The sequence below is a fragment of the Pseudomonas sp. Root401 genome, from assembly GCF_001425105.1.
GTDB classification, from domain to species: Bacteria; Pseudomonadota; Gammaproteobacteria; order Pseudomonadales; family Pseudomonadaceae; genus Aquipseudomonas; species Aquipseudomonas brassicacearum.
Window position 1 is genome coordinate 1 of the sequence record NZ_LMDO01000009.1, and the last position, 22,921, is coordinate 22,921.

Annotated in this window: 17 protein-coding genes; 6 read left to right on the forward strand and 11 right to left on the reverse strand. The window is 62.3% G+C overall.

Features of this window, described 5'->3' with window-relative positions:
- Positions 1-225: 225 nt before the first annotated feature.
- The 5 genes from ASC85_RS08280 to ASC85_RS08305 form a co-directional block, all read right to left on the reverse strand.
- Positions 226-1,722, reverse strand: coding sequence for a sensor domain-containing diguanylate cyclase (locus tag ASC85_RS08280; protein WP_057448949.1), 1,497 nt, complete (start codon positions 1,720-1,722; stop codon positions 226-228).
- Between the two features lie 231 nt (positions 1,723-1,953).
- Positions 1,954-3,321 carry a heavy metal sensor histidine kinase gene (locus ASC85_RS08290; protein WP_057448951.1) on the reverse strand — a complete coding sequence of 456 codons (1,368 nt, stop codon included), beginning with the start codon at positions 3,319-3,321 and terminating at the stop codon, positions 1,954-1,956.
- A complete protein-coding gene (locus ASC85_RS08295) occupies positions 3,308-3,991 on the reverse strand; it encodes a heavy metal response regulator transcription factor (RefSeq protein WP_014340057.1) in 684 nt (227 codons plus the stop codon). Before ASC85_RS08295 ends, ASC85_RS08290 begins: the two co-directional genes overlap by 14 nt.
- 9 nt (positions 3,992-4,000) lie before the next feature.
- Positions 4,001-7,114 (reverse strand): multidrug efflux RND transporter permease subunit, encoded by a 3,114-nt coding sequence (locus ASC85_RS08300; RefSeq protein ID WP_057448952.1) that lies wholly within the window; start codon positions 7,112-7,114, stop codon positions 4,001-4,003.
- Positions 7,111-8,268, reverse strand: a complete 1,158-nt coding sequence (locus tag ASC85_RS08305; protein WP_057448953.1) for an efflux RND transporter periplasmic adaptor subunit — start codon at positions 8,266-8,268, stop codon at positions 7,111-7,113. The genes ASC85_RS08300 and ASC85_RS08305 overlap by 4 nt, the downstream gene beginning before the upstream one ends.
- A 236-nt stretch (positions 8,269-8,504) precedes the next feature.
- Between ASC85_RS08305 and ASC85_RS08310 the strand changes: the two genes are divergently transcribed.
- On the forward strand, positions 8,505-8,762 hold the full coding sequence (locus tag ASC85_RS08310; protein ID WP_018606117.1) for a hypothetical protein: 258 nt from the start codon (positions 8,505-8,507) through the stop codon (positions 8,760-8,762).
- A 27-nt stretch (positions 8,763-8,789) separates the two neighbouring features.
- Here ASC85_RS08310 and ASC85_RS08315 read toward each other — a convergent pair whose 3' ends face one another.
- Positions 8,790-9,758 carry a LysR family transcriptional regulator gene (locus tag ASC85_RS08315; RefSeq protein ID WP_003205334.1) on the reverse strand — a complete coding sequence of 323 codons (969 nt, stop codon included), beginning with the start codon at positions 9,756-9,758 and terminating at the stop codon, positions 8,790-8,792.
- Between the two features lie 251 nt (positions 9,759-10,009).
- Here ASC85_RS08315 and ASC85_RS08320 point away from each other — a divergent pair, with 251 nt between their 5' ends.
- Genes ASC85_RS08320 through ASC85_RS08335 form a run of 4 tightly spaced genes read left to right on the forward strand, consistent with a single transcriptional unit; the run spans position 10,010 to position 14,879 of the window.
- The gene (locus ASC85_RS08320) at positions 10,010-11,599 is read left to right on the forward strand and encodes an efflux transporter outer membrane subunit (protein ID WP_082534340.1); all 1,590 of its coding nucleotides are present in this window, start codon (positions 10,010-10,012) and stop codon (positions 11,597-11,599) included.
- A complete protein-coding gene (locus tag ASC85_RS08325) occupies positions 11,593-13,815 on the forward strand; it encodes an FUSC family protein (RefSeq protein ID WP_057448955.1) in 2,223 nt (740 codons plus the stop codon). Before ASC85_RS08320 ends, ASC85_RS08325 begins: the two co-directional genes overlap by 7 nt.
- Positions 13,805-14,005 (forward strand): DUF1656 domain-containing protein, encoded by a 201-nt coding sequence (locus tag ASC85_RS08330; protein ID WP_024617598.1) that lies wholly within the window; start codon positions 13,805-13,807, stop codon positions 14,003-14,005. The genes ASC85_RS08325 and ASC85_RS08330 overlap by 11 nt, the downstream gene beginning before the upstream one ends.
- 10 nt (positions 14,006-14,015) lie before the next feature.
- On the forward strand, positions 14,016-14,879 hold the full coding sequence (locus tag ASC85_RS08335) for an efflux RND transporter periplasmic adaptor subunit (RefSeq protein WP_057448956.1): 864 nt from the start codon (positions 14,016-14,018) through the stop codon (positions 14,877-14,879).
- 112 nt (positions 14,880-14,991) lie between these two features.
- Here the strand turns inward: ASC85_RS08335 and ASC85_RS08340 are convergent, their stop codons facing one another.
- Both ASC85_RS08340 and ASC85_RS08345 read right to left on the reverse strand, forming a co-directional pair.
- Entirely contained in the window at positions 14,992-15,816 is an 825-nt protein-coding gene (locus ASC85_RS08340) for an SDR family oxidoreductase (protein ID WP_057448957.1), read from the reverse strand.
- 35 nt (positions 15,817-15,851) lie between these two features.
- Positions 15,852-16,316 carry a hypothetical protein gene (locus ASC85_RS08345; RefSeq protein ID WP_057448958.1) on the reverse strand — a complete coding sequence of 155 codons (465 nt, stop codon included), beginning with the start codon at positions 16,314-16,316 and terminating at the stop codon, positions 15,852-15,854.
- A gap of 168 nt (positions 16,317-16,484) precedes the next feature.
- Here ASC85_RS08345 and ASC85_RS08350 point away from each other — a divergent pair, with 168 nt between their 5' ends.
- Positions 16,485-19,289 carry an RHS repeat domain-containing protein gene (locus ASC85_RS08350; RefSeq protein WP_057448959.1) on the forward strand — a complete coding sequence of 935 codons (2,805 nt, stop codon included), beginning with the start codon at positions 16,485-16,487 and terminating at the stop codon, positions 19,287-19,289.
- Between the two features lie 82 nt (positions 19,290-19,371).
- Here ASC85_RS08350 and ASC85_RS08355 read toward each other — a convergent pair whose 3' ends face one another.
- From ASC85_RS08355 to ASC85_RS08365, 3 genes are all read right to left on the reverse strand, one after another.
- The gene (locus tag ASC85_RS08355; protein WP_057448960.1) at positions 19,372-20,823 is read right to left on the reverse strand and encodes a mannose-1-phosphate guanylyltransferase/mannose-6-phosphate isomerase; all 1,452 of its coding nucleotides are present in this window, start codon (positions 20,821-20,823) and stop codon (positions 19,372-19,374) included.
- Positions 20,824-21,055: 232 nt separating this feature from the next.
- On the reverse strand, positions 21,056-21,721 hold the full coding sequence (locus ASC85_RS08360) for an alginate O-acetyltransferase AlgF (RefSeq protein ID WP_057448961.1): 666 nt from the start codon (positions 21,719-21,721) through the stop codon (positions 21,056-21,058).
- Positions 21,722-21,735: 14 nt separating this feature from the next.
- On the reverse strand, positions 21,736-22,911 hold the full coding sequence (locus tag ASC85_RS08365) for an alginate O-acetyltransferase (protein ID WP_057448962.1): 1,176 nt from the start codon (positions 22,909-22,911) through the stop codon (positions 21,736-21,738).
- Positions 22,912-22,921: the final 10 nt, after the last annotated feature.

The window sequence follows — 22,921 nt, forward strand, 5'->3', positions numbered from 1 at the left end:
AGCAAACGGGGCCCGAAGGTGCCCAAATCCAAAGAGTGGCTGGAAGGCAAAGCCGCGAATGCTCATGTGTCGACGGATCGGGTGCTCAAGGCCGCTAAAGCCAAAAGACCTTGAAAGGGCTGGCTGTAAGAGCGGAACCCTAAGCCGCCGTTACCGAAAAAACGGATATACACACCAACCACGCACCCCGAAACGAAGCTATAAAAAACAGCCACAGGGAAAGCGTCACATCGCACAAACCACACGATTACGCCCATTGGCCTTGGCCTGGTACAGCGCCTTGTCCGCCGCGAACAACAGTTGTTGAAGCTCGCCATACGGCCCGTTTACCCAAGTGGCGATGCCTATACTGACCGTCATCGGCGCTTCCCCCTCGGCCACAGGCAGCAACTGTTCAACCGCTTCGCGAATGTTCTGGGCCATGGTGAACGCGCCAGCGGTGGTGGTCTCGGGCAGCACCACCGAGAACTCTTCACCACCGTAGCGCGCCGCCAGGTCGGCGGGGCGACGGACATGCTTGCTGATCAACTGCGCCAAGGCTCGCAGGGCCTCGTCACCCCGTTGATGGCCATGGCGATCATTGAATGCCTTGAAGTGATCGGCATCGATCATCAGCACAGACAACGGTTGCCCCGAACGTTGGGCGCGCAGCCATTCCTGTTGCAACGTCTCGTCCAGTGTCCGTCGGTTGGCCAGTCCTGTAAGGGAGTCGACGGATGCCAGTTGGGCCAATTTCCGTTCAGCTCTGTAGCGGCGTCGCAATTCGCGGCGCAGCAGCCAGGTGAGCCAGAGCAAACCGATGCACAGCGCGCCGGTAGCGCCACTGACCAACAATGCCGTGCGTTGCCATGACGCGAACACCTCTTGAGAGGAGAGTGCCACCACGACGATCAAGGGCAAGTTGCCCACCTGGGAAAAGGTATACAGGCGCGGTTTCTGATCCTGGCCGGAAACGCTGGTGAAACTGCCATTGCCTTCGCGCAGGATCCGCATGAAATTCGGTCGGTGACTGAAGTCCTTACCTGTAAGGTCTTCGGCCAAGGGGGGCTCTTGTGCCAGGAGGATACCGTCGCGGCTGACCAGGTTGACCGTACCGCCATGACCAATGTTCAGACTCTTGAACAATTGGTTGAAGTAATTGAGGCGCATCGCGGCCTCGGCCACGCCCATGAACTCGCCCCGTTCGTCGCTCAGTCGATAGCTGAAACTGATGCGCCAGTCCTGTGCATGACTTCTGGAGCGGAACGGGCGGCTGATCATCATGCCCGGGCTTGGATCCTGGATATGGGACTGGAAATACTCCCGATCGGCATAGTTGCCTTTGCGCGGCGTGATCGAGGCGGAGTCAGCGATTACATCGCCGCGTTTGTCCAGCAGCAGGATGTCGCCTTTATAAGGGGCGGCGGTGGCGCGGTCGAACAGTGCCAGATGGCGAATCGCTGGCGAAACGTCTTCCAGGTCGTCGCGCTTGGCAGCAGCGACCAAACCTTGCAGCGACAGATCGTAGAGCTCCACGTTACGCAGCACGTCGGCGTCAATCAGTTGCACGATATTGGTCGCCGCACGTGTCGCCGCCTGTTGTGCGGCGGCATGTTCGCGAATCAGCAGGAAAGTCACGATGCTCAGGATAGCGACGACAACCAGCGAGCTGGCCAGTACGAGTACCCGTTCCGAACGTATCGAAGGCGGGGTGTTGCCGGGTGTCGCACTGCGCGCGCTCATGGGTCCGATGTCTGCATTGTGATGTGGCTGGGATCCGTCCCAAAGGATTGCAAACCGGCAATGAACCAGATGCTGGCCTTTTGCTGATTGTGCTTGGATCGGTGAGGGCGGGCAATCAGTGTTTGCGCAATAAACCGGTAGGAACTGCCGAAGACTGCGATCCGTTGATTTTGATCGAGTTGGCTTTCGCCCAGCATTCAACTGTGGAAAAGATCAACCCTTGTGGCTGCCTTAAGCTGGCAAGCGGATCCCGAACGTGTTGGCGCCTTGGTCGCTGTGCACAAACACATCGCCACCATGCATCAGAGCAATGGCCTTGACGATGGCCAGCCCCAGCCCATGGTTGGCGCCACTGTTGCTGCGTGAGGCATCGACGCGATAGAAGCGTTCGAACAGGCGCGGCAGGTGCTCGCCGGCAATCGGTTCACCGGGGTTGGTGACCGCGAGCGTGATCTGGTCGCCAAGGGCTTCGATGCGCACGTCGATCACTTGCCCTGGGGCGGTGTGCTGTACGGCGTTGCTCAGCAGGTTGATCAGCGCCCGACGCAGGTGGGCGATCTCGATGCTGGCCTGGGCGTCACCGCTGACCCGGACCTGGACCTGGGCATCTTCCAGAATGAAGTCCAGGTAGTCGAGGGTGGTCGCCACCTCGCCGGCCAGGGAGGTGCTGGTCAGCTTGGTGGCCTTGCTGCCCTGGTCGGCGCTGGCCAGGAACAGCATGTCGTTGATGATCGAGCGCAGCCGCTCCAACTCCTCGAGATTCGATTGCAGTACTTCGAAGTAGTGTTCGGCCGAGCGTCCCCGGGTCAATGCCACCTGGGTCTGGCCGATCAGGTTGGTCAGGGGCGAGCGTAATTCATGGGCGACGTCGGCATTGAACGATTCCAGCCGCGAATAAGCCTGTTCGACCCGGTCGAGGGTGGCGTTGAAGGAACTGACGAACTGGCTCAGCTCCGGCGGCAAGGGCGATAGCTGCAAGCGCCCGGACAGGCGGGGTGGGGCCAGGCGCCGGGCTTCATCGGACAGCTTGATCAGCGGCTTGAGGCCGATGCGCGCGACCCAGTAGCCCAGCAACGAAGCCAGGAGGACACCGACAATCGCCAGGCTCACCAACGCCACCAGCAGGCGATGCTGGGTCTGGTAGAAGGTCTGGGTGTCGATGCCGATCATGAAGCGCAGCGGCGGACGCTGGTCCTTGGCCGGGAATTGGCTCACCAGCACTTTCATCGGGTAGTGTCGTTGGGGCAAGGTCAGGTCGCGCTTACCCAGGGCGCCTTGGGCAAAGGCACGGATCTGCGCATCGGGATTGCCGTATTCAAAGCGCGGATCGTCGCTGACGATCCAGAAATGGATGCGCTTGTCTTCTTCGCCGAGCAATCGCAGCTTGTTGTTGATCTTCACCCAGTGTTCAGGCGTGCCGTAGCGGCCAACAGTGGACTCCAGGACACTGTAGCGGGCATCGAGCTCGGCTTCGGGCAACAGGCCCAGGCCCTTGGCGACCTGTTGGTACAAGGCGCCCCCGATCAACAGGAACACCAGCGCCGCCACCAGCGTAAACAGGCCGCTCAGGCGCAGGGCGATGCTGTCAGGGAGCGTCATCACTGCGATTCTCCAGCACATAACCCATGCCGCGAATGGTGTGCAGCAACTTCTGTTCGAACGGCCCATCGAGCTTGGCCCGCAAGCGTTTGATCGCCACTTCCACCACGTTGGCGTCACTGTCGAAGTTGATGTCCCAGACCATTTCGGCAATGGCGGTTTTCGAGAGGATTTCACCCTGGCGGCGGGCCAGGACGCTGAGCAGGGAGAACTCCTTGGCCGTCAGGTCCAGGCGCTGGCCGGCCCGTGTGGCCTTGCGGCTGATCAGGTCGATCCACAGGTCGGCGATGCTCACCTGCACCGGTTCATGGCCGCCGCTGCGGCGGGTCAGGGCCTGCAGGCGGGCCACCAGCTCCAGGAAGGAGAACGGCTTGCCCAGGTAATCATCGGCGCCGTCGCGCAGCCCCTTGATGCGGTCCTCGACCCGTTCCCGGGCGGTGAGCATGATTACCGGTGTCTGCTTGCGAGCGCGCAAGGCCCGCAGTACGCCGAAGCCATCCAGGCCCGGCAGCATCACGTCGAGCACGATCACCGCGTAGTCGGTTTCCAGGGCCAGGTGCAGCCCCTCGATGCCGTCCGGCGCCACGTCCACGGTGTAGCCCTGTTCGGTCAGGCCGCGGTGCAGGTAGTCCGCGGTTTTTTCTTCGTCTTCGATAATCAGAACGCGCATGGCCCTGCCTCAGTGGTCTGTGCTCGCCAGCGCCGTCGGCGCCGACCCTGGCTGATGGGCGGGCCGATGGAACAGTCGCTCCAGCCACAAGTATATGACCGGTGTGGTGAACAGCGTCAGTGCCTGGCTCACCAGCAGGCCGCCCACCACCGCGATGCCCAGGGGCTGGCGCAGCTCCGAGCCGGGGCCATAGCCGAGCATCAGCGGCAAGGCGCCGAGCAGGGCGGCCAGGGTGGTCATCATGATCGGCCGGAAACGTGTCAGGCACGCCTGGAAAATCGCCTCCTGGGGCGCCAGGCCTTTGTTGCGCTGGGCGTCGAGGGCGAAGTCGATCATCAGGATGCCGTTCTTCTTGACGATCCCGATCAGCAGCACCAGGCCGATCAGCGCCATGATCGAAAAGTCCTGGCCCAGCAGCCAGAGCATGATCAGCGCACCGAGGCCGGCCGAGGGCAGGGTGGAGATGATCGTCAACGGGTGCACGAAACTCTCGTAGAGCACGCCGAGGATGATGTACACGGCCACCAGTGCGGCGAGGATCAGCCATGGCTGGCTGGCCAGGGAACTCTGGAAGGCCTGGGCCGCGCCCTGGAAGCTGCCGGTAATGGCGGCGGGCATGCCGATCTCGTTCTTCGCCTGGTCGAGCAGGCGCACCGCGTCTCCCAGGGCCACGCCGGGCGCGAGGTTGAATGACAGGTTGGCGGCCGGGAACATGCCATCGTGGGCAATCGACAGCGGGCCGTTGCTCGGCGCATCGAAGCGGGCCAGGGCCGAGAGCGGCACCATTTCCCCACTCAGGGGCGAACGCAGGTAGAAATACGCCAGGCTTTCGGCCTTGCCGCGTTGCTGGGTGTCGAGCTCCAGGATCACGTTGTACTGGTTGGTCTCGGTCTGGAATTCATTGATCTGCCGTTGGCCGAAGGCGTCGTACAGGGCCTGGTCGACATCGGTGGCGGTGAGGCCGAAGCGCGCCGCCGCGCTGCGGTCGATGTTGATGTGGGTGATGCTGCCGCCCAGTTGCAGGTCGTTGGAGATGTCACGGAACGCCGGGTTGCCACGCAGCTTGTCGGTGAGTTTTTGCGTCCAGGCGTTGAGGCTCGGCCCGTCGTTGCTCTTGAGCACGTATTGATATTGGGCGCGACTGGGGCCGGAGCTGAGGTTGATGTCTTGCCCTGCCCTGAGGTACAGCACCACGCCGGGGATTTTCAGCAATTGCGGGCGGATCCGGTCGATAAAACCACTGGCCGACACGTCACGCTCGCCCCGGGGCTTGAGGGCGATCCAGAAGCGGCCGTTGGCGATGGTCTGGTTGTTGCCCGAGACACCGACGGAGTGGGAGAAGGTCTGCACCGCCGGGTCGGCGGCGACGATGTCGGCCAGGGCCTTATGCTTGGCGACCATGTCCGGGAACGACACATCGGCGGCGGCTTCACTGGTGCCCAGTACCAGGCCGGTGTCCTGTACCGGGAAGAACCCCTTGGGAATGAACACGTAGCCAACCACCGCCAGTGCCAGGGTCAGGCCGAACACGCCGATCATCAGTTTTTGATGGGCCAGGGCCCGACGCAAGCCGTGCTCGTACCAGCCCAGCAGATGCTCGCCGAACCCCATCTTGCTGTGGGCATGATGCACCGGGGCGCGCATGAACAGCGCGGCCAGGGTCGGCGCCAAGGTGAGCGACACCACCACCGAAATCAGGATGGTCGAGGTGGCGGTCAGGGCAAACTCCTTGAACAGGCGCCCGACCACGCCGCCCATGAACAGCAGCGGAATGAACGCCGCCACCAATGAGAAGCTGATGGAGACCACGGTAAAGCCGATTTCTCCGGCGCCCTTGATCGCCGCCTCGCGCATGCTTTCGCCGGCCTCCAGGTGCCGGTGGATGTTCTCCACCACCACAATCGCATCGTCCACCACGAACCCCACCGAGATGACGATCGCCACCAGGGTCAGGTTGTTCAGGCTGAAGCCCATCACATACATCAGCGCGAAACTGGCGGTCAGCGACACCCCCAGCACCGCCGAGACAATCAGGGTCGCCGAGAGCTGACGCAGGAACAGCGCCATCACCGCGACCACCAGCAGCACTGCGATCAGCAAGGTGATCTCCACCTCATGCAACGAGGCGCGGATGGTCTGGGTGCGGTCGATCAGGACCTTGACCTGCACGGCGGCAGGCAACATGGCTTGCAGGGTGGGCAGGGCCGCCTGGATGCGGTCGACGGTCTCGACGATGTTTGCCCCTGGTTGGCGGAAGATCACCAGGTTGACCCCTGGTTCGCTGTCGGACCAGGCCTGGACGTAGGCGTTTTCCGAGCCGTTGACGACCTTGGCGATGTCCTTGAGGTGAACGGGTGCGCCGTCCTTGTAGGACACGATCAGCTCACCGTACTCCTCAGGCTGGAACAGTTGGTCGTTGGTGGACAGGGTGGAAATGCTCGAAGCGCCGTACAGGGCGCCCTTGGCCAGGTTGAGGCTGGCCTGCTGGAGCGCCAGGCGGATGTCCGCCAGGGTCAGGCCGATGGCGGCGAGCCGGTCAGCCGAGGCCTGGACCCGGATCGCCGGACGCTGTTGGCCGGTGATGTAGATTTGTCCTACGCCATCGATCTGGCTGATCTGACGCGAGAGCAGGGTTTCGACGTAGTCACTCAGCTCGGTGCCCGGCATCAGGGAGGAACTGACGCTGAGGATCAGCACCGGGCTGTCGGCGGGGTTGACCTTGCGCCAGGTCGGCAGGTTCGGCATGTCGTTGGGCAGTTTGCCGGCGGCGGTGTTGATCGCCGCCTGCACTTCCTGGGCCGCGGTGTCGATGCTTTTATCGAGGCTGAATTGCAGGATCAGGTTGGTCGAGCCCAGTGCGCTGCTGGAGGTCATCTGGGTGATGCCGGGAATGGCGCTGAATTGCACTTCCAGCGGCGTCGCCACCGACGAGGCCATGGTTTCGGGACTGGCCCCAGGCAACTGCGCGTTAACCTGGATGGTCGGGAATTCGGCCTCCGGCAACGGCGCGACGGGCAGGCGAGGAAACGCGATCACGCCCAGCAGTACCAGGGCAAACGTCAGCAGCACCGTGGCGATGGGGTGGTCGATGCACCACGCCGAAATCGAGCCGCGGCCCTTCACGGTTGCGGCTCCGCGGTCTTGGCCAGGGCGGGCGGATCACTGAGCACCTGGATGTGGCTGCCTGGCTTGAGTCGTGACTGGCCGTCGCTCACCAGTTGATCGCCAGGGTTCACCCCCTTGATGATGTGCAGGTCGCTGTCCTGGTAAACCATGACCACCGGCACGCTCTCGACCTTGTCGCCCTTGATCCGGTACACGAAGTGTTGTTCCAGCCCGCGCTGGACGACGGTGGGAGGCACCACCAGGGCGTCCTTGTCGAGGGCGGTCTGGATCTTCAGCGTCACCAGTTGCCCGGGCCACAGCCGTTGCGCGGCGTTGTTGAATTCAGCCTTGGCCCGCAGGGTCCCGGTGTTGGCGTTGATCTGGTTGTCGATGAGGCTCAGGCGCCCCTCGCCGAGCTGCTCCCCGGTGGCGCCATCGGCACCGATATAGGCCTTGACCAAGGCTTGTTCGGGCGCCGCGATCAAGCGTTGCAAGGTGGGCAGCATTTGCTGGGGCAGGGAGAACTCCACGGCGATCGGGTCGATCTGGGTCACCGTGAACAGGCCATCGGTGTCGCTGGTGCGCAGGAAATTGCCTTCATCCACATTGCGAATGCCGACGCGACCGCTCACCGGGGAGCGGATCTGGGTGTAGGACAGTTGCACCTGCGCCGAGTCGATGGCCGCCTGGTTACCCTGGGCGGTGGCCTTGAGCTGGTTGACCAGCGCCTGTTGCTGGTCGTAGGTCTGCTTCGAGACGCCGTCATCGACGCTCAGCAATTTGTAGCGCTTGAGATTGACTTGGGCCACCGCCAACTGCGCCTGGCTCTCGCCGAGCTGGGCCCGGGCCTGGTCGAGGCTGGCGCGTATCGAACGATCGTCGATGGTCGCCAGCAGGTCACCCTTCTTGACCAGTTGCCCTTCCTTGACCAGCAGCCGGGTGAGGATGCCGTCGATCTGCGGCCGGATGACCACGCTGTGCAGCGACAGGACCGTACCGATGCCGCTGGCAAAGCGCGGTACATCCTGTTGCACCACGCTGACGACCCGCACCGGAACGGCGGCAGGAGCGCTGGGCTTGGCGGTCACGGGCTTGAGCACAAACCAGAGGACGAGGGCCGCCAGGGCGACCAGCAGCACGACGAGCAGGACGGTTTTCTTCTGGGTGTGCATGGATATGAAGGGCCGGTTCGGGACACAGGAGTTTGAGCTTTCTTATATAGCGTTACGAGCCGGTCAGGAAGGTGACGGCTAACTGACAGGCTTGTCAGTTTTGTCCTGGCTTGCTGTCGGATGAATGGTTGTGCCAGATGAAACTGCCCTGCGCGCTGTGATATCGGGCAGGTATACTGCCGCCTTTCGCGGCTCGCCCTTCGGGCCCGACTTGCATGCATGACCCGGAGCCTTACATGACTTCCCCGACACCTTCGCCTGCGGATGAACTCCCCGGCGGCGAACAGGCCGATTTGTCCGACAGCGATGTTTCCAGCGCCGAGGACGCCAAAGCGGCGATCCCTGCCTTCAAATTCCCGTTCAAACCCGGTGAACTGGCTGCGGCCAAGGGCGCCGGCCAGCAGCCGTGGTACAAGAACGGCGCGAAGAATGGCCATACCAAGACCCCGGGTGCCGCGCCTCCCGGCACGCGTCGTTCGATGGGCAAGCGCTGACATCATCCTTCACGTACGGGAGCGACTTCAGTTCGCGACCCGTGCGCCTGCCAGGCTTCCACTCAATTCGTAAGCCGCCAGCTCAGACTGGTGCGCCGCGAGGATTTCCGGCAACGAGCCTCGCAGGTACTCGACCCAGGTCTTGATCTTCGCATCCAGGTATTGGCGCGACGGATAGATTGCATAGAGGTTCAGTTCCTGGGAGCGGTAGTTGGGCATGACCCGCACCAACGTGCCGTTGCGCAAACCTTCGATGGCCGCGTACACCGGCAATACCCCCACGCCCATGCCGCTGGTGATCGCGGTTTTCATCGCATCGGCGGAATTCACCAGGAACGGTGAGCTGTTGATGGTGACCATCTCCTGGCCTTCCGGGCCGTCGAACACCCATTTTTCCAGCGGAATGACCGGGCTGACCAGGCGCAGGCAGGCGTGGTTGAGCAGGTCGCCGGGTTTTTGCGGGCAGCCGCTGGCTTTCACGTAGGCGGGCGATGCGCAGACGATGCTGTAGGTGATCCCCAGGCGCTGGGAGACGAAGCCCGAATCCGGCAACTCGCTGGCGAGCACGATGGAGACGTCGTAGCCCTCGTCGAGGATGTCCGGCACGCGGTTGGCCAGGGTCAGGTCGAAGGTCACATCCGGATGGGTCTTGCGGTAACGGGCGATGGCGTCGATCACGAAATGCTGGCCGATACCGGTCATCGTGTGGACCTTCAGCTGCCCGGCCGGTCGCGCATGGGCGTCGCTGGCCTCGGCTTCCGCTTCTTCGACATAAGCCAGGATCTGCTCGCAACGCAGCAAGTAGCGTTTACCCGCCTCGGTCAGGGCAATGCGGCGAGTGGTGCGGTTGAGCAGGCGGGTTTGCAGGTGGGCTTCCAGGTTGGAAACTGCGCGCGAGATGTTGGCCGTGGTGGTGTCCAGTTGCGCGGCGGCGGCGGTGAAACTGCCAGCTTCGGCAACGCAACTGAACGCGCGCATGTTTTGCAAGGTGTCCATGGAGGGCTCTCTTGGGAGGTGGCAAATTGTGACACGAAGTTACAGAGCAGCGGGACCCGACTAATGGATTATCGCGTTAACGGTAACAAAGATTCACAGAAAGGTCGGCTTATCGCCGGGGAGGGCGATGCCTAGAATTGCCGCCAATCCTGGGTCATTGATTCCCTGTGGGGGCTCGCTCCCACAGGTGTGTTACCAGGCATGCATTCTCATGATCGCTTCATGCCCCCCATCTCAGGAATTTTGCGCAAGTGCCGCGTTGCATCAGCAGAGAGCTGAAGACTCTCAGTGTTTGGGTTCTGACATTAACCATCAGCGGTTGCATCGGGACAGGCGGGATAGGGCCGCAAAGCCAGGTAATGCCGGCCAACCAACTGGCGACCGATGCCGCCATCCGCGAGGCGGCTCGCGACGCTCACTGGCCCACCCGCCGATGGTGGCAAGCCTATGGCGATCGGCAGCTGGATCGCTGGGTCGACCTGGCCGTGCGGGACAGCCCGAGCCTGGCCATGGCCGCCGCGCGGGTGCGCCAGGCCAAGGCCATGGCCGGTGTTGCCGAAGCCGCCGAGTCGCTGCAGATCAATGGCGAGGCGACCCTCAAGCGCCATGGCTGGCCCACCGATCAGTTCTATGGCCCGGGCGAACTGGCTGACACCACGACCTGGGACAACAATGCCGCCCTGGGCTTGAGCTACGCCCTGGACCTGTGGGGCCGCGAGCGCAATGCCAGTGAACGGGCAGTTGACCTGGCCCATGCCAGTGTCGCGCAGGCGCGCCAGGCGCAACTGGAACTGCAGAGCAACATCGTGCGCGCCTACATCCAGTTTTCACTGCACTACGCCCAGCGCGATATCGTCGCCGCGACCCTCCACCAACAAGAGCAGATTCTCGACCTGGCGCAGAAGCGCCTGGACGGCGGCATCGGCACCCATTTCGAAGTCAGCCAGGCCCAGGCACCACTGCCCGAGACCCACCGCCAACTCGACGCCCTGGACGAAGCCATCGCCTTGAGCCGCAATCAGTTGGCGGCACTGGCCGGCAAGGGGCCGGGAGAGGGCGCGCAACTGCAACGCCCGACCCTGGCCCTCGGCGCGCCCTTGAAGCTGCCGTCGGCCTTGCCCGCCGAACTGCTCGGCCAGCGTCCGGATGTGGTGGCCGGGCGGTGGCAAGTGGCGGCCCAGGCTCGGGGCATCGATGTGGCCCGGGCCGGTTTTTATCCCAACGTCGACCTGGTGGGTAGCCTCGGCTACATGGCCACCGGCGGTGGGGCGCTGGAATTCTTGACGGGCAAGAAGCTCACCTACAACGTCGGGCCGGCGATCACATTGCCGATCTTCGACGGCGGGCGCTTGCGTTCACAGTTGGGCGAGGCGGCGGCCGGTTATGACATCGCCGTGGCGCACTACAACCAGACACTGGTGAACGCCCTCAAGGGCATTTCCGATCAGTTGATCCGCCGCCAGTCCATGGACAAGCAGCAGGCCTTCGCTGCCGAATCGGTGGCCGCTGCCCAGCGCACCTACGACATCGCAATGGTCGCGTTCCAGCGCGGGCTTACCGATTACCTCAACGTGCTCAACGCCCAAAGCCTGTTGTTCAAGCAGCAACAGGTGCAACAGCAGGTGCAGGCGGCGCGCTTGAGTGCCCATGCCGACCTGGTGACGGCGTTGGGTGGCGGGCTTGAGGCAGTAGGAGCTGTCGAGTGCAACGAGGCTGCGATCTTTCCCCAGACACTTGAGCCCCAAGCGAAAAGATCAAAAGATCGCAGCCTTCGGCAGCTCCTACACAGCACCGACAAGGCACACCCCAAGCGGGAGCAAGCTCCCTCGCCACGATGCTGAGTAGGCCTTCTGTGACGTCTTTACTTTGGCTGTACCGCCTTGAATGGCGCCGGGGTTTCTTCGACTGGGCCCGCAGCGACGGGGTGACCTGGGTCTATATCTTCAAGGTCCTGTTTGCCGCGTTCCTGACCTTGTGGTTGGCGATGCGCCTGGAGTTGCCGCAACCGCGCACGGCCATGATCACCGTGTTCATCGTCATGCAGCCCCAGAGCGGGCAGGTGTTCGCCAAGAGTTTCTACCGCTTCCTCGGCACCCTGGCCGGCTCGGCGGTGATGGTGACGCTGATCGCCTTGTTTGCCCAGAACACCGAGCCGTTCCTCGCCTGCCTGGCAGTCTGGGTTGGCCTCTGTTCGGCAGGGGCGGCGCGTTATCGCAACTTCCGCGCCTATGGTTTTGTGCTGGCCGGCTACACCGCGGCGATGATCGGCCTGCCGGCCCTGGCCCATCCGGAAGGCGCGTTCATGGCAGCGGTCTGGCGGGTGCTGGAAATTTCCCTGGGGATTCTCTGCGCCACCCTGGTCAGCGCCGCGATCCTGCCGCAAACCGCCAGTGCCGCCATGCGCAACGCCTTGTACCAACGCTTTGGGGTATTTGCCCTGTTTGTCACCGATGGCCTGCGTGGGCGCAGCAAGCGGGAGACCTTCGAAGCGCGCAACGTGGGCTTCATTGCCGAGGCGGTGGGCCTGGAAAGCCTGCGCAGTGTGACCGTGTTCGAAGACCCGCACATGCGTCGGCGCAACGGCCGGCTCAGTCGCTTGAACAGCGAATTCATGGGCATCACCACCCGCTTCAACGCTTTGCACCAATTGCTGGAGCGCTTGCGCAGCAGTGCGGCGGATCACGTGGTCAACGCCATCAAGCCAGGTTTGCAAACGTTGGCCGAACTGCTCGACGGTTTCAGTGGCCGCGCCCTGACCGACGCCGATGCGGCCCGTCTGGCGGCGGTGCTGGCCGAGTACAAGGCCGAGCTGCCGGCCCAGGTGCGAAGGCTGCGGGCGTTGTTCCAGGAAACGGCGCCCAGTGATGGGCAGCAACTGGATTTTCATACCGCCTACGAGCTGCTTTATCGCTTCGTCGATGACTTGCACGGCTATGCCCTGACTCACGCCTCCCTGGCTGATCATCGCCACGAACGTGAACGCTGGGACGAGCCGTTCGTGCCGCAGACCAACTGGCTGGCCGCCACGGCATCGGGTGTTCGCGCCGCCTTCATCCTGTTGGTGCTGGGGAGTTACTGGGTCGCCACGGCCTGGCCGAGCGGCGCGACCATGACGATGATCGCCGCCGCCACCGTGGGCTTGTCGGCCGCGACGCCGAACCCCAAGCGCATGGCTTTCCAGATGGCCTGCGGCACGTTGTTCGGGGCGTTGGTCGGCTTTGTCGAGATGTTCTTCATCTTCCCGTTGATCGACGGCTTCCCTTTGCTCTGCGTGATGCTGGCGCCGGTGATCATGCTCGGCTCGTTCCTCAGCTCGCGACCGAAATACGCCGGGGTCGGGCTGGGGTTGCTGATCTTTTTCAGCACCGGTTCGGTACCGGACAACCTGACGGTCTACAACCCCTACGCCTTCATCAACGATTACCTTGCGATGATCCTCGGCATGCTGGTGTGCGCCGCGGCCGGGGCAATCATTCTGCCGCCCAACAGCCGCTGGTTGTGGCGCCGGCTCGAACAGGATTTGCGCGAGCAAGTGGTGTTTGCCATCAGTGGCAAGCTCAAGGGCCTGGCGTCGAGCTTCGAAAGTGGTACCCGCGACTTGCTGCATCAGGCCTACGGGCTGGCAGCGGGGCAGCCCCGGGTGCAACGGGACTTGCTGCGCTGGATGTTCGTGGTGCTGGAGGTCGGCCACGCGATTATCGAACTGCGCAAGGAACAGGCGATTTTGCCGGTGCATCCGGCTTATGCCGAAAGCCAGCCGTGGCGCCAGGCAATTCGGGTGATGGGGCGGGCGCTGGTGCGGCTGTTCCGCCAACCGAGCCAGAGCAATCTGGAGCGTGCCCTGGTGGCGGTCGACCACGCTATCGGCCGCGTACAGGCCACCGACGAACCCTTCGCCCCGCATTTCGACACCTCGGCGCTGCGCCGGGTGAAAAGCTACCTGCATTTCATCCGCACCTCGCTGCTGGACCCGCAATCGCCATTGGCCGGCTATGTCATACCGCATGCCATGCCGCATGCCACACCGCTGCTCCAGGAACCTGAACATGCCCCGTGAGATCGCCTTCCATGGTGTGTACATGCCCACCATGACCCTGATGTTTTTCATCGCCGCCGCCCTGGCCTGGGCCTTGGACCGCTTCCTGTCGGGGCTGGACCTGTACCGCTTCTTCTGGCACCCGGCGTTGCTGCGCCTGAGTCTGTTTACCTGTCTGTTCGGCGCACTGGCGCTGACGGTCTACCGTTGAGATCGATGCGATGAAAAAGTTTTTCAGCCTGCTGGCGACGCTGTTGGTTCTGGCCCTGGCGCTGTGGATCGGCCGTACATTATGGGTCCATTACATGAATGAGCCCTGGACCCGCGATGGCCGGGTGCGGGCCGACATCATCAATGTGGCCGCCGATGTCAGCGGCGAGGTGGTTGACGTGCCGGTGCGCGACAACCAACGGGTGACAAAGGGCGACCTGTTGATGCGCATCGATCCTGAGCATTACCGCATCGCCGTGAAGCAGGCTCGCTCCCTGGTGGCGTCGCGCAAAGCCACTTGGGAGATGCGCAAGGTCAACGCCCATCGGCGTGCCGACCTGGACAGCCTGGTGATCTCCCGGGAAAACCGCGACGACGCCAGCAACATCGCCGACTCGGCCCTGGCCGATTACCAGCAGGCCCAGGCCCAGTTGGAAGCCGCCGAGCTGAACCTGTCGCGCACCGAAGTCCGCGCGGCGGTGGATGGCTATGTCACCAACCTCAACGTGCACCGTGGTGACTACGCCCGCATCGGCGAGGCGAAGATGGCCGTGGTGGACATGAATTCGTTCTGGGTCTATGGCTTCTTCGAAGAGACCAAGTTGCCCAAGGTGCGGGTTGGCGATTCAGCGCAGTTGCAGTTGATGAGCGGTGAAATGCTCAAGGGGCATGTGGAAAGTATCTCCCGCGGCATCTACGACCGGGACAACCCCGAAAGCCGCGAACTGATCGCCGATGTCAATCCGACCTTCAACTGGGTTCGCCTGGCCCAGCGGGTGCCGGTGCGCATTCATCTCGACGAAGTGCCCGACGGGGTGCTGCTGGCGGCGGGGATGACTTGCACGGTGGTGGTAGAACCCCACGACAAGCGCTGACCCCCTGTGGAAGCGAGCCTGCTCGCGATAGCGGTGGGTCAGTTTGCAAAGATGTTGACTGTGCCGCCGCCATCGCGAGCAAGCTCGCTCCCACAGAGGTGATCGCTATTTATCAAAGCGACCCACCCAACCCAAACCGCTTCATTAACCCTTTTTCCAGCAACCCCTTGGGCAGCCAGCCGGCCATCAAGGGCAGTGATCGGCTGCCGTTGCCCAGGCGCAGCAGGCGGGGTGGCTTGGGTTGTTGTGCGGCCTTGAGCAGGCCGGCGGCGAATTCGTGGGCCGGGGTAGGGTTGTCCTGGGAGGCCTTGGCCCGGGCGCGGATGCCGTCGCGCAGGGGCCACCAGGGCGATTGTTCGCTGATCAGTTGTTCGGCTTCATGGCCAGCATTCTTGGCGAAGCTGGAGGCGATGGCACCGGGTTGGACCTCCATCACGCGGATGCCGAACGGCGCCAGTTCCATGCGCAAGGCATCGCTCAAGGCATGCACCGCCGCCTTCGAGGCGCAGTAGGCCCCGGCAAACGGCGTGACCAGCACCCCGGAAACGCTGCCGATGTTCACCACCAGCCCCCTGGCCCGGCGCAACACCGGGAACAGCGCGCGGGTGACCCCGACGATGGCGAACACGTTGGTTTCGAACTGACGCTGCATGGCCGGCACGCCACCGTCCAGCAACGGGCCCATGGCGCCGTAGCCGGCATTGTTGACCAGCACATCCAGGCCGCCGTGCTGCTGGTTGATCCGTTCGTTGAGTTGTTCCAGGGCCTGGCCGTCGTTGACGTCCAGTTGCACGGCGGTGAACCCGGCAGCGCCGAGCGTCGCTACGTCTTCAACCTTGCGCGCCGTGGCCCAGACCTGATAACCCGCAGTCTTGAAGGCGTCGGCGAGGGCGCGGCCAATGCCGCTGGAACATCCGGTAATCAGCGCAACAGGCATGGCGCATTCCTTGTGCAAAAAGTGGGGGAGAGCAATCAGTTGGAAAAGCTACCGTGCAATCGCTCGGCGCGAAACTCCAGGGTCTGCGGGCGATAACCCGGACGCAGGGGTGGCAGCGGCAGGCAGTCTTGCCAGTCCGCGCCGGCCTGCAATTGGCCGGGGCCTCGGTAGCGCGGTGCGTCGTAGGGGGTGTCGGCCAGGTTGATGGTGTCGCCAGGCGCATAGGCCGCGACCCGCCAGTGCAGTTCGATCAGTGGCACGTCATTGGTGTTTTTCAGGTTCAGCGACAGCGGTCGGTCGGCGGGGCATTGTCCGGGGGCATAGGTAATGCGCATTTCCAGGCGCTCCAATTGCCGGGTCTCGCGGTTTTCCTGCCAAAGCACCCACGCAGCGACCAGTCCCAGCCCGATGAACGCCGCCAGGGAAACCGGCAAGGCCCTGGCCGGGTAGCGCAACAACAGGATGAGCCAGGTGATGACCAGCAAGACGCCGATAAGCATGGTTGAAGCCTCCGTTCCCGTTGTCACATCCTACCGAAGGGAGCAGGCGATGGATATTCACCGATCCTGCACCGTCGGTCGTCACTGTCATCTCTGACAGTTGGCAGCCTTGCAAACCCGTTGCTTAGATGGGCCGCGATACCCTGGCACTACACGGGATTCCTACAGATGGGCATGGATTATCGAACGCCGAGGTTGATAGCCGTCGACTCGCGAAGCAGGCCGGTTCGTTCGGTCGAATACTGCCGCAGCCTGGAGAACGGCCCGACGCAGCGGCGTATCAATCGCAGCCTCTTTGACCTCGCCGGGCGTGCGGTGAAACAGTGGGATCCGCGGTTGTGGGCCATGCAGGACCGTGACGAATTGGCCCCCAGCAACCTTTCGGCGATTTATTCGTTGTCTGGCGTCACGCTGCGCACGGACAGCGTCGATGCCGGCCGGCAGACCGATTTGCCGGGGCTCGCCGAGGAAGGACTGCTGGGCTGGGACAGTCGAGGGACACAGCGCGATGTGCTCTATGACGAATCGCTTCGCGCCGTGGCGGTGTTCGAGCAAGGTGATGGGATGCCGCGTCGGTGTACCGAGCGCATGACTTACGGATATCCGGGCCAGGGCGATCAGGACCAAAATCAGTATGGGCAGTTGATTCGGCACGACGATACGGCGGGTGTGTTGTTGCTGGCGTCGTTTGCTTTGATCGGGGAAAACCTTGTCCAGAGTCGCCGTTTTATTCTCGACGCAGGCCCAGCCGGTTGGCCGGAATCCGAAGCCGATCGAGAGCACTTGCTTGAACCCGGCGACGGGGCTATTTCGACGTGGCGTGTCGGCCCGCTGGGTGATGTGCTGGAGCAGGTCGATGCCGGGGAAAATCGACAATGGCAAAGCCTGACGCTCGATGGTCGTCTGTCTGGCAGCCAACTGCTGTTGAAAGGGCAGGGTGATTGGCAGGCGTTGGTGAGCGACATTCGCTACGACGCCCGGGGACAGATTGAGCAGGAGATGGCCGGCAACGGGTTGCAGACCACGCTCACATACAGCCCCGAAGACGGCCGGCTGAGAGAACGCTACGCCGTGCGCGCCGGCAAGGTGTTGCAACATTTGCGCTACGACTACGACCCCGTGGGTAATGTACTGAGCATTGAGGACCTGGCCCTGTCGGTCCGCTACTTCGCCAACCAGCGCATCGATCCGGTCAATCGTTTTGTCTACGACAGTCTCTACCAACTGATCGAGGCCGCGGGCTGGGAGGCGGGCACGAACCATCAGGGGCCCGATTCCGTGGGGCGTAACGACCCGGCGGCGGTCAGCAATTACCGGCAGACCTACCACTACGACGAGGCCGGTAATTTGTTGGAACTGACGCACGTCGGTGCGCAAAACCATGGTCGAGAAATCAAAGCGGCTCGCTACAGCAATCGCTGCCTGCCGTACCGTAATGGAGTGCCGCCCACGGAGGACGAAATCGCTGTGGCGTTCGATGCGCGGGGCAACTGCTTGGAACTGGAGGCGGGACGGTTCCTGGTCTGGGACCTGCGCAACCAGTTGAGTTCAGTCACGTCCATTGAACGCGACTCGGGGCTTGACGACAGCGAAGTGTATGCCTACGACGGCGATGGGCAACGTGTGCGCAAGCTGCGAACGCTGCAAACCGGCACCCGCACTTTGACCGCTGAGGTGCGTTATTTGCCGGGACTGGAGCTGCGCGCCGACAGCGGCACGGGTGAGGTGTTGCAGGTGATCATTGCCCAGGGCGGGCTCGGCAGTGTTCGAGTCCAGCATTGGGAAAGCACGTCGCCGACTGGGGAAAACGATCTCTATCGATACAGTGTTACCGATCACCTGGGCTCGGTCGGCCTGGAGCTGGCCCAAGATGGGCGGATCATCAGCCAGGAGCATTTCTATCCCTTCGGTGAGACGGCCTATCTGGCGGGCGATGACGCAATCGAGGTGGGTTACAAGACCGTCCGCTACTCAGGCAAGGAGCGGGATGCGACGGGGCTCTACTACTACGGCTTTCGGTATTACATCCCTTGGCTACAGCGCTGGATGAACCCGGATCCGGCGGAGGCGGTGGATGGTTTGAATCTGTACGCGATGGTGGGGAACAATCCGCTTACCTTTGTGGATATGGATGGGCGCGTAAAAGTGGAGGCGGAGATAGGAGCCGAGACGAAGACAGATGAGAAAACGTCAATCATCAGTGCTACACCGGCGTTTCGCCCTCTTCGCTTCATATCGGAACCCAAGCCAACGGCAAAGGGCATCTTCGATCGATATATGGCTAAGTACAGCGATAAAGACAGACAACTGCCTTTTACAATGATGGAAGAAATCACAGCGGGCAGGTTGAATTTCATAACAACCAAGGCAGCGTCCAACGTACTGGCAAAAACAGAGGATAAGCGTTTCAAGTTGCGGCATTACACTCAGTCCAGCGGGGTGCCGCCATTCAATGAAATCACTTCGAATTTTGCCTTGGTTCAACAAGGCGTGAAGAAGCTGGGGGACAAGAGCGGCAACACTAACGAAAAAGACTGGACCCAGGCAGGCAATATGGGTTTTACCTTTTTTCTCCTGGTCATTAATGATCAGGTAAATGACCGCGCGTTTCTCGCCTCGGCGACTCACTATGCCGAGTACGATCTCGAAGACGAGAAGGCGTTGGAGGATGCGCTGGGTGCGGACTTCAGGAGTGTGGAATTTTTCGCCTCTCCAGATGTTCTGGCTCCAGCGCATTCGAAGCTCGAGACGGTGCCTATGGTGAGAGGTCATTTAAAAGACTTGAAGGCGATGCTGTTGGCAAAATCAGCAGTCCCAGCTGTACAAGTGGGAAGAATGGATCCTCGCGCGCTGCTCGATAAGATCGACACGGCATTCGGAGGCAGTCTTGAAATCAAGATTCCTGGCTCGATAAAAGTCAAAACGTGGCATACAAAAAACACGACGTCGGGCCATAGGCGGCTTGCCGCTTGAGCCCAAGAAAAAAGCCCTCACCCAGCCCGCTGCGGATAGGGGACGCAGTGGGCTGGATGGGGGCTTCTTGTCCTACTGATCGTTACTGCGCGATGGTCTTCACCGACACGCCGCGTTCGATCGGGGTGGAGCGACCGTAGATGTCTTCGAAACGCTCGATGTCGTCTTCGCCCAGGTAGCTGCCGGACTGCACTTCGATGATTTCCAGTGGGATCTTGCCCGGGTTGCGCAGACGGTGGACCGACGCGATCGGGATGTAGGTCGACTGGTTTTCGCAGAGCAGGAACACGTTCTCGTCGCAGGTCACTTCGGCGGTGCCGCTGACCACGATCCAGTGTTCGGCGCGATGGTGGTGCATCTGCAGCGACAGGCACGCGCCCGGCTTGACCGAGATGTGCTTGACCTGGAAACGACCGCCCATGTCCACCGAGTCATAGGAACCCCACGGACGATAGACCTCGCAGTGGTTCTGGGTCTCGCTGCGGCCCTGTGCGTTGAGGGTGTTGACCATCTGCTTGACGCCTTGGACCTTGTCCTTGTGGGCGATCATCATGGCGTCCTTGGTTTCGACCACCACGATGTTGTCCAGGCCGATCACCGACACCAGCTTGCCGTTGCCGTGGATCATGCAGTTGCGGCTGTCCTGGACAACCACGTCGCCTTTGGTGACGTTGCCGTTGGCATCCTTGGGGTTGACTTCCCACAGCGACGACCAGCAGCCGACATCGCTCCAACCCGCCGACAGTGGTACCACGCAGGCGCGCTGGGTTTTTTCCATTACGGCGTAGTCGATGGAGTTGTCCGGGCAGCAAGCGAAGGTGGCTTCGTCGAACGTGATGGTGTCCGGGGTCTGCTCACTGCGCTCAAGGGTCAGCAGGCAGGTGTCGTAGATGTCCGGATCGTGCTTTTTCAGCTCTTCGAGGAAACGGCTGGCGCGGAACAGGAACATGCCGCTGTTCCAGAAGTAACCGCCGGCCTCGACGAACTCGGTGGCACGCTTGACGTCGGGTTTTTCGACGAAGTGCGAAACGCGGCTCACGCCTTCAGGCAGCAGCGCGTCGTTGGTCGATTTGATGTAGCCGTAGCCGGTTTCCGGTTTGGTCGCCGGTACGCCGAACAGCACCATTTCGCCACGCTCGGCGGCCACGGTGGCCAGGGCCAGGGCGCGTTGCAGGGCTTTCTGGTCTTCCAGCACGTGGTCGGCCGGCAGCACCAGCATCAGCTCGTCGCGGCCTTCGTTGACCAGCATCATCGCGGTCAGCGCCACGGCCGGTGCGGTGTTGCGCCCGAACGGTTCCATCAGGATGCGCTGGGCTTCGAGCTTACGGTTGGTCAACTGTTCGTTGACGATGAAGCGGTGGTCTTTGTTGCAGACCACGATCGGTGTGTCCATGCCTTCGAACACCAGGCGCTCGAGGGTCTGCTGGAACAGGGTGTGTTCACCGGTCAGGGCCAGGAACTGTTTAGGGAATTGCTTGCGCGAAAGCGGCCAAAGACGTGAGCCACTACCACCTGACAAGATCACCGGAATCATGTTTGTTACTCCTTGAAGCGAAATGGTTGTTAGAGCTACTGCGTTCTGTCGTTTCACTCTCTTGTTCTTGTTCCGTACCCGAATGGCTGACCTTTGCTGTAGGAGCTGACGAGTGAAGCGAGGCTGCGATCTTTCCCCTGACACTTGAATCCCAAGCGAAAGATCAAGATCAAAAGATCGCAGCCTGCGGCGGCTCCTACACAAATAGGCGTTCAGCCCTCAGGTGAATTCATCAGCGGGTCGACACTGGGCGTTTAACCCACACTGGCGACAGGCTGCTGCCTGAACCGGTGACGTACAGCACGGCCGCTTCGCCGCGCTCCAGGGCCACGGGTTTGAGGTCGCCGACTTTCTTGTCGCCTTCGAACAGCGCCAGGGACACTTTCACCGGGTTGATTTCACGTTCGCCACGGCCCTTGGCGGCCACGTTCGGCACCACTTCGGTCTTGCCGTCGGCGGTCTTGAGGGTCAGTGCCTTGTCGCTGAGGTTCTGTACGCGGACCAGGGACTTCTGCTTGTTCTTGAACGGCGGCTCTTCGATCAGTTGCGGCTGGCCGCTGGCGTTGTTGACCAGGGTGTAATAGTGATCGGAAGCCAGTTTCACCGGCACGGTCTGGCTGCCGACCTTGGCGCTGTAGTCGCCACCGGGCATGAAGCTGAAATCGCTGCTGGCCAAGGGGGCTACGTCGCTGATGTTGGTGCTGCCGACGGTGGCGCTGACTTCGGCGTTGCTGGCGTTGTACACCCGCACGAAGCTCGAGCCTTTTGGTGCGGTCGGGCCGTACAGGGCTGCGTCACCGGCAAAGGCGGACAGTGAGAGGGCGCTCATGCTGGCGACGAGGGCAACGGCCTTGAAGGAGCGAGCAGCGAGACGGCGAGGAGTAGTGTTGAAAGTCATGGTGGACCTCTCTTTCAGTTTTGCGCCCGGTCGGGCGTCTCGGATGGGGTGTTGGCGGCTACGTTCTGTTGGCGCGCGCCGGCTTGCTTGAGCTCTGCGACCCACTGTGGGTCGGCGTCGCCGATTTCGTTGTTCACGGGCAGATAGCGTTCAGGGAACTCCCAGATCAGCACCTGTGGCGGGCTGTTCTTGAAGGCGTCGCTCTTGAGGTAGCTGAGCATCGGCAGAATCGGGCCATGGCCGTCTTCGGCGTAGTTGACGACGTCGCTGTGCAGGGCTTGCTTGAGTGCACCGACGAAGTTCCAGTTGGGGTTGGCGCTGTAGCTGGTGCCGATCAGGGCCACGGGCACCTGGGCGTCGGCGAACAGCGCGTCGTCGCCGGCCGGCTGGTCATCGGCTTCGCGGGTGTTGCGCTTGACCAGCGGCTCCTGGGCCGGCATCAGGTTTTCGAACAGCGGGTCCAGGGGCAGGAACTGGCGCAGGTCACCCTTGTGGGTGATTTTTTCCGCAGGTTCCGTGACGAAGCGTTGTGGCTCACCGTTGAGCGGCGCGCGTTCGGCAATGGCCTTGGCCAGGTTCTCGGCAGCGACCTGGGCACCTTCCGGAGTCCAGTGGGTGTCGGTGCGCAGGAACACTTGCTGGCCGCCTTGCTTGGCCTGTTGCAGCGGGCCGAGCAGGTCCGGCGCGAGGATCTTGTCGGCGGCCACGCGAGCATGGAAATCCTGGTAGAGGTTGGTGTGAATGCTCGATGGCTTCACGTCACCCAGGTGCTCGGGGTACAGCCGCGCCTTGGCCGGCAGGATCGCCATGACCAGGGTCACGCCTTGTTCCTTGAGTTTCTGGCGCACGCCTTCGACCAGCGCGTAGTTGCCTTGCAGGTTCAGCTCTTCGTTGACGATCGGGTTGAACTCTTCGTCGCTGTACAGCCACTGGTCGCGGCCCAGGACCACGCCTTTGCGGCCTTCGTTGAACAGCTTGTAGTCCAGCGCAGCCCAGATGTTGGTGCCCAGGCGCTTGATCGGGAACTCGTCGTCGTAATGCGTTTCCACGGCCTTGGCCCAGCGCCCGTTGAGCACGGTGGCGTCCGGGTTGGTGCTGAAGCCGAAGAAACTGCGCGTCGACCACAGGCCCAGTGCTGTCAGGATCAGCATGAACAGCGCGATGTAAAAGATGCGTAATGAGCGGGTCATGTTCAGATCC

Coding starts and splice junctions, on each gene's coding strand:
- ASC85_RS08280 (WP_057448949.1), bottom strand. CDS start 1,722: ATGAGCGCGCGCAGTGCGACACCCGGCAACACCCCGCCTTCGATACGT.
- ASC85_RS08290 (WP_057448951.1), bottom strand. CDS start 3,321: ATGACGCTCCCTGACAGCATCGCCCTGCGCCTGAGCGGCCTGTTTACG.
- ASC85_RS08295 (WP_014340057.1), bottom strand. CDS start 3,991: ATGCGCGTTCTGATTATCGAAGACGAAGAAAAAACCGCGGACTACCTG.
- ASC85_RS08305 (WP_057448953.1), bottom strand. CDS start 8,268: ATGCACACCCAGAAGAAAACCGTCCTGCTCGTCGTGCTGCTGGTCGCC.
- ASC85_RS08310 (WP_018606117.1), top strand. CDS start 8,505: ATGACTTCCCCGACACCTTCGCCTGCGGATGAACTCCCCGGCGGCGAA.
- ASC85_RS08315 (WP_003205334.1), bottom strand. CDS start 9,758: ATGGACACCTTGCAAAACATGCGCGCGTTCAGTTGCGTTGCCGAAGCT.
- ASC85_RS08325 (WP_057448955.1), top strand. CDS start 11,593: ATGCTGAGTAGGCCTTCTGTGACGTCTTTACTTTGGCTGTACCGCCTT.
- ASC85_RS08330 (WP_024617598.1), top strand. CDS start 13,805: ATGCCCCGTGAGATCGCCTTCCATGGTGTGTACATGCCCACCATGACC.
- ASC85_RS08335 (WP_057448956.1), top strand. CDS start 14,016: ATGAAAAAGTTTTTCAGCCTGCTGGCGACGCTGTTGGTTCTGGCCCTG.
- ASC85_RS08340 (WP_057448957.1), bottom strand. CDS start 15,816: ATGCCTGTTGCGCTGATTACCGGATGTTCCAGCGGCATTGGCCGCGCC.
- ASC85_RS08345 (WP_057448958.1), bottom strand. CDS start 16,316: ATGCTTATCGGCGTCTTGCTGGTCATCACCTGGCTCATCCTGTTGTTG.
- ASC85_RS08350 (WP_057448959.1), top strand. CDS start 16,485: ATGGGCATGGATTATCGAACGCCGAGGTTGATAGCCGTCGACTCGCGA.
- ASC85_RS08355 (WP_057448960.1), bottom strand. CDS start 20,823: ATGATTCCGGTGATCTTGTCAGGTGGTAGTGGCTCACGTCTTTGGCCG.
- ASC85_RS08360 (WP_057448961.1), bottom strand. CDS start 21,721: ATGACTTTCAACACTACTCCTCGCCGTCTCGCTGCTCGCTCCTTCAAG.
- ASC85_RS08365 (WP_057448962.1), bottom strand. CDS start 22,911: ATGACCCGCTCATTACGCATCTTTTACATCGCGCTGTTCATGCTGATC.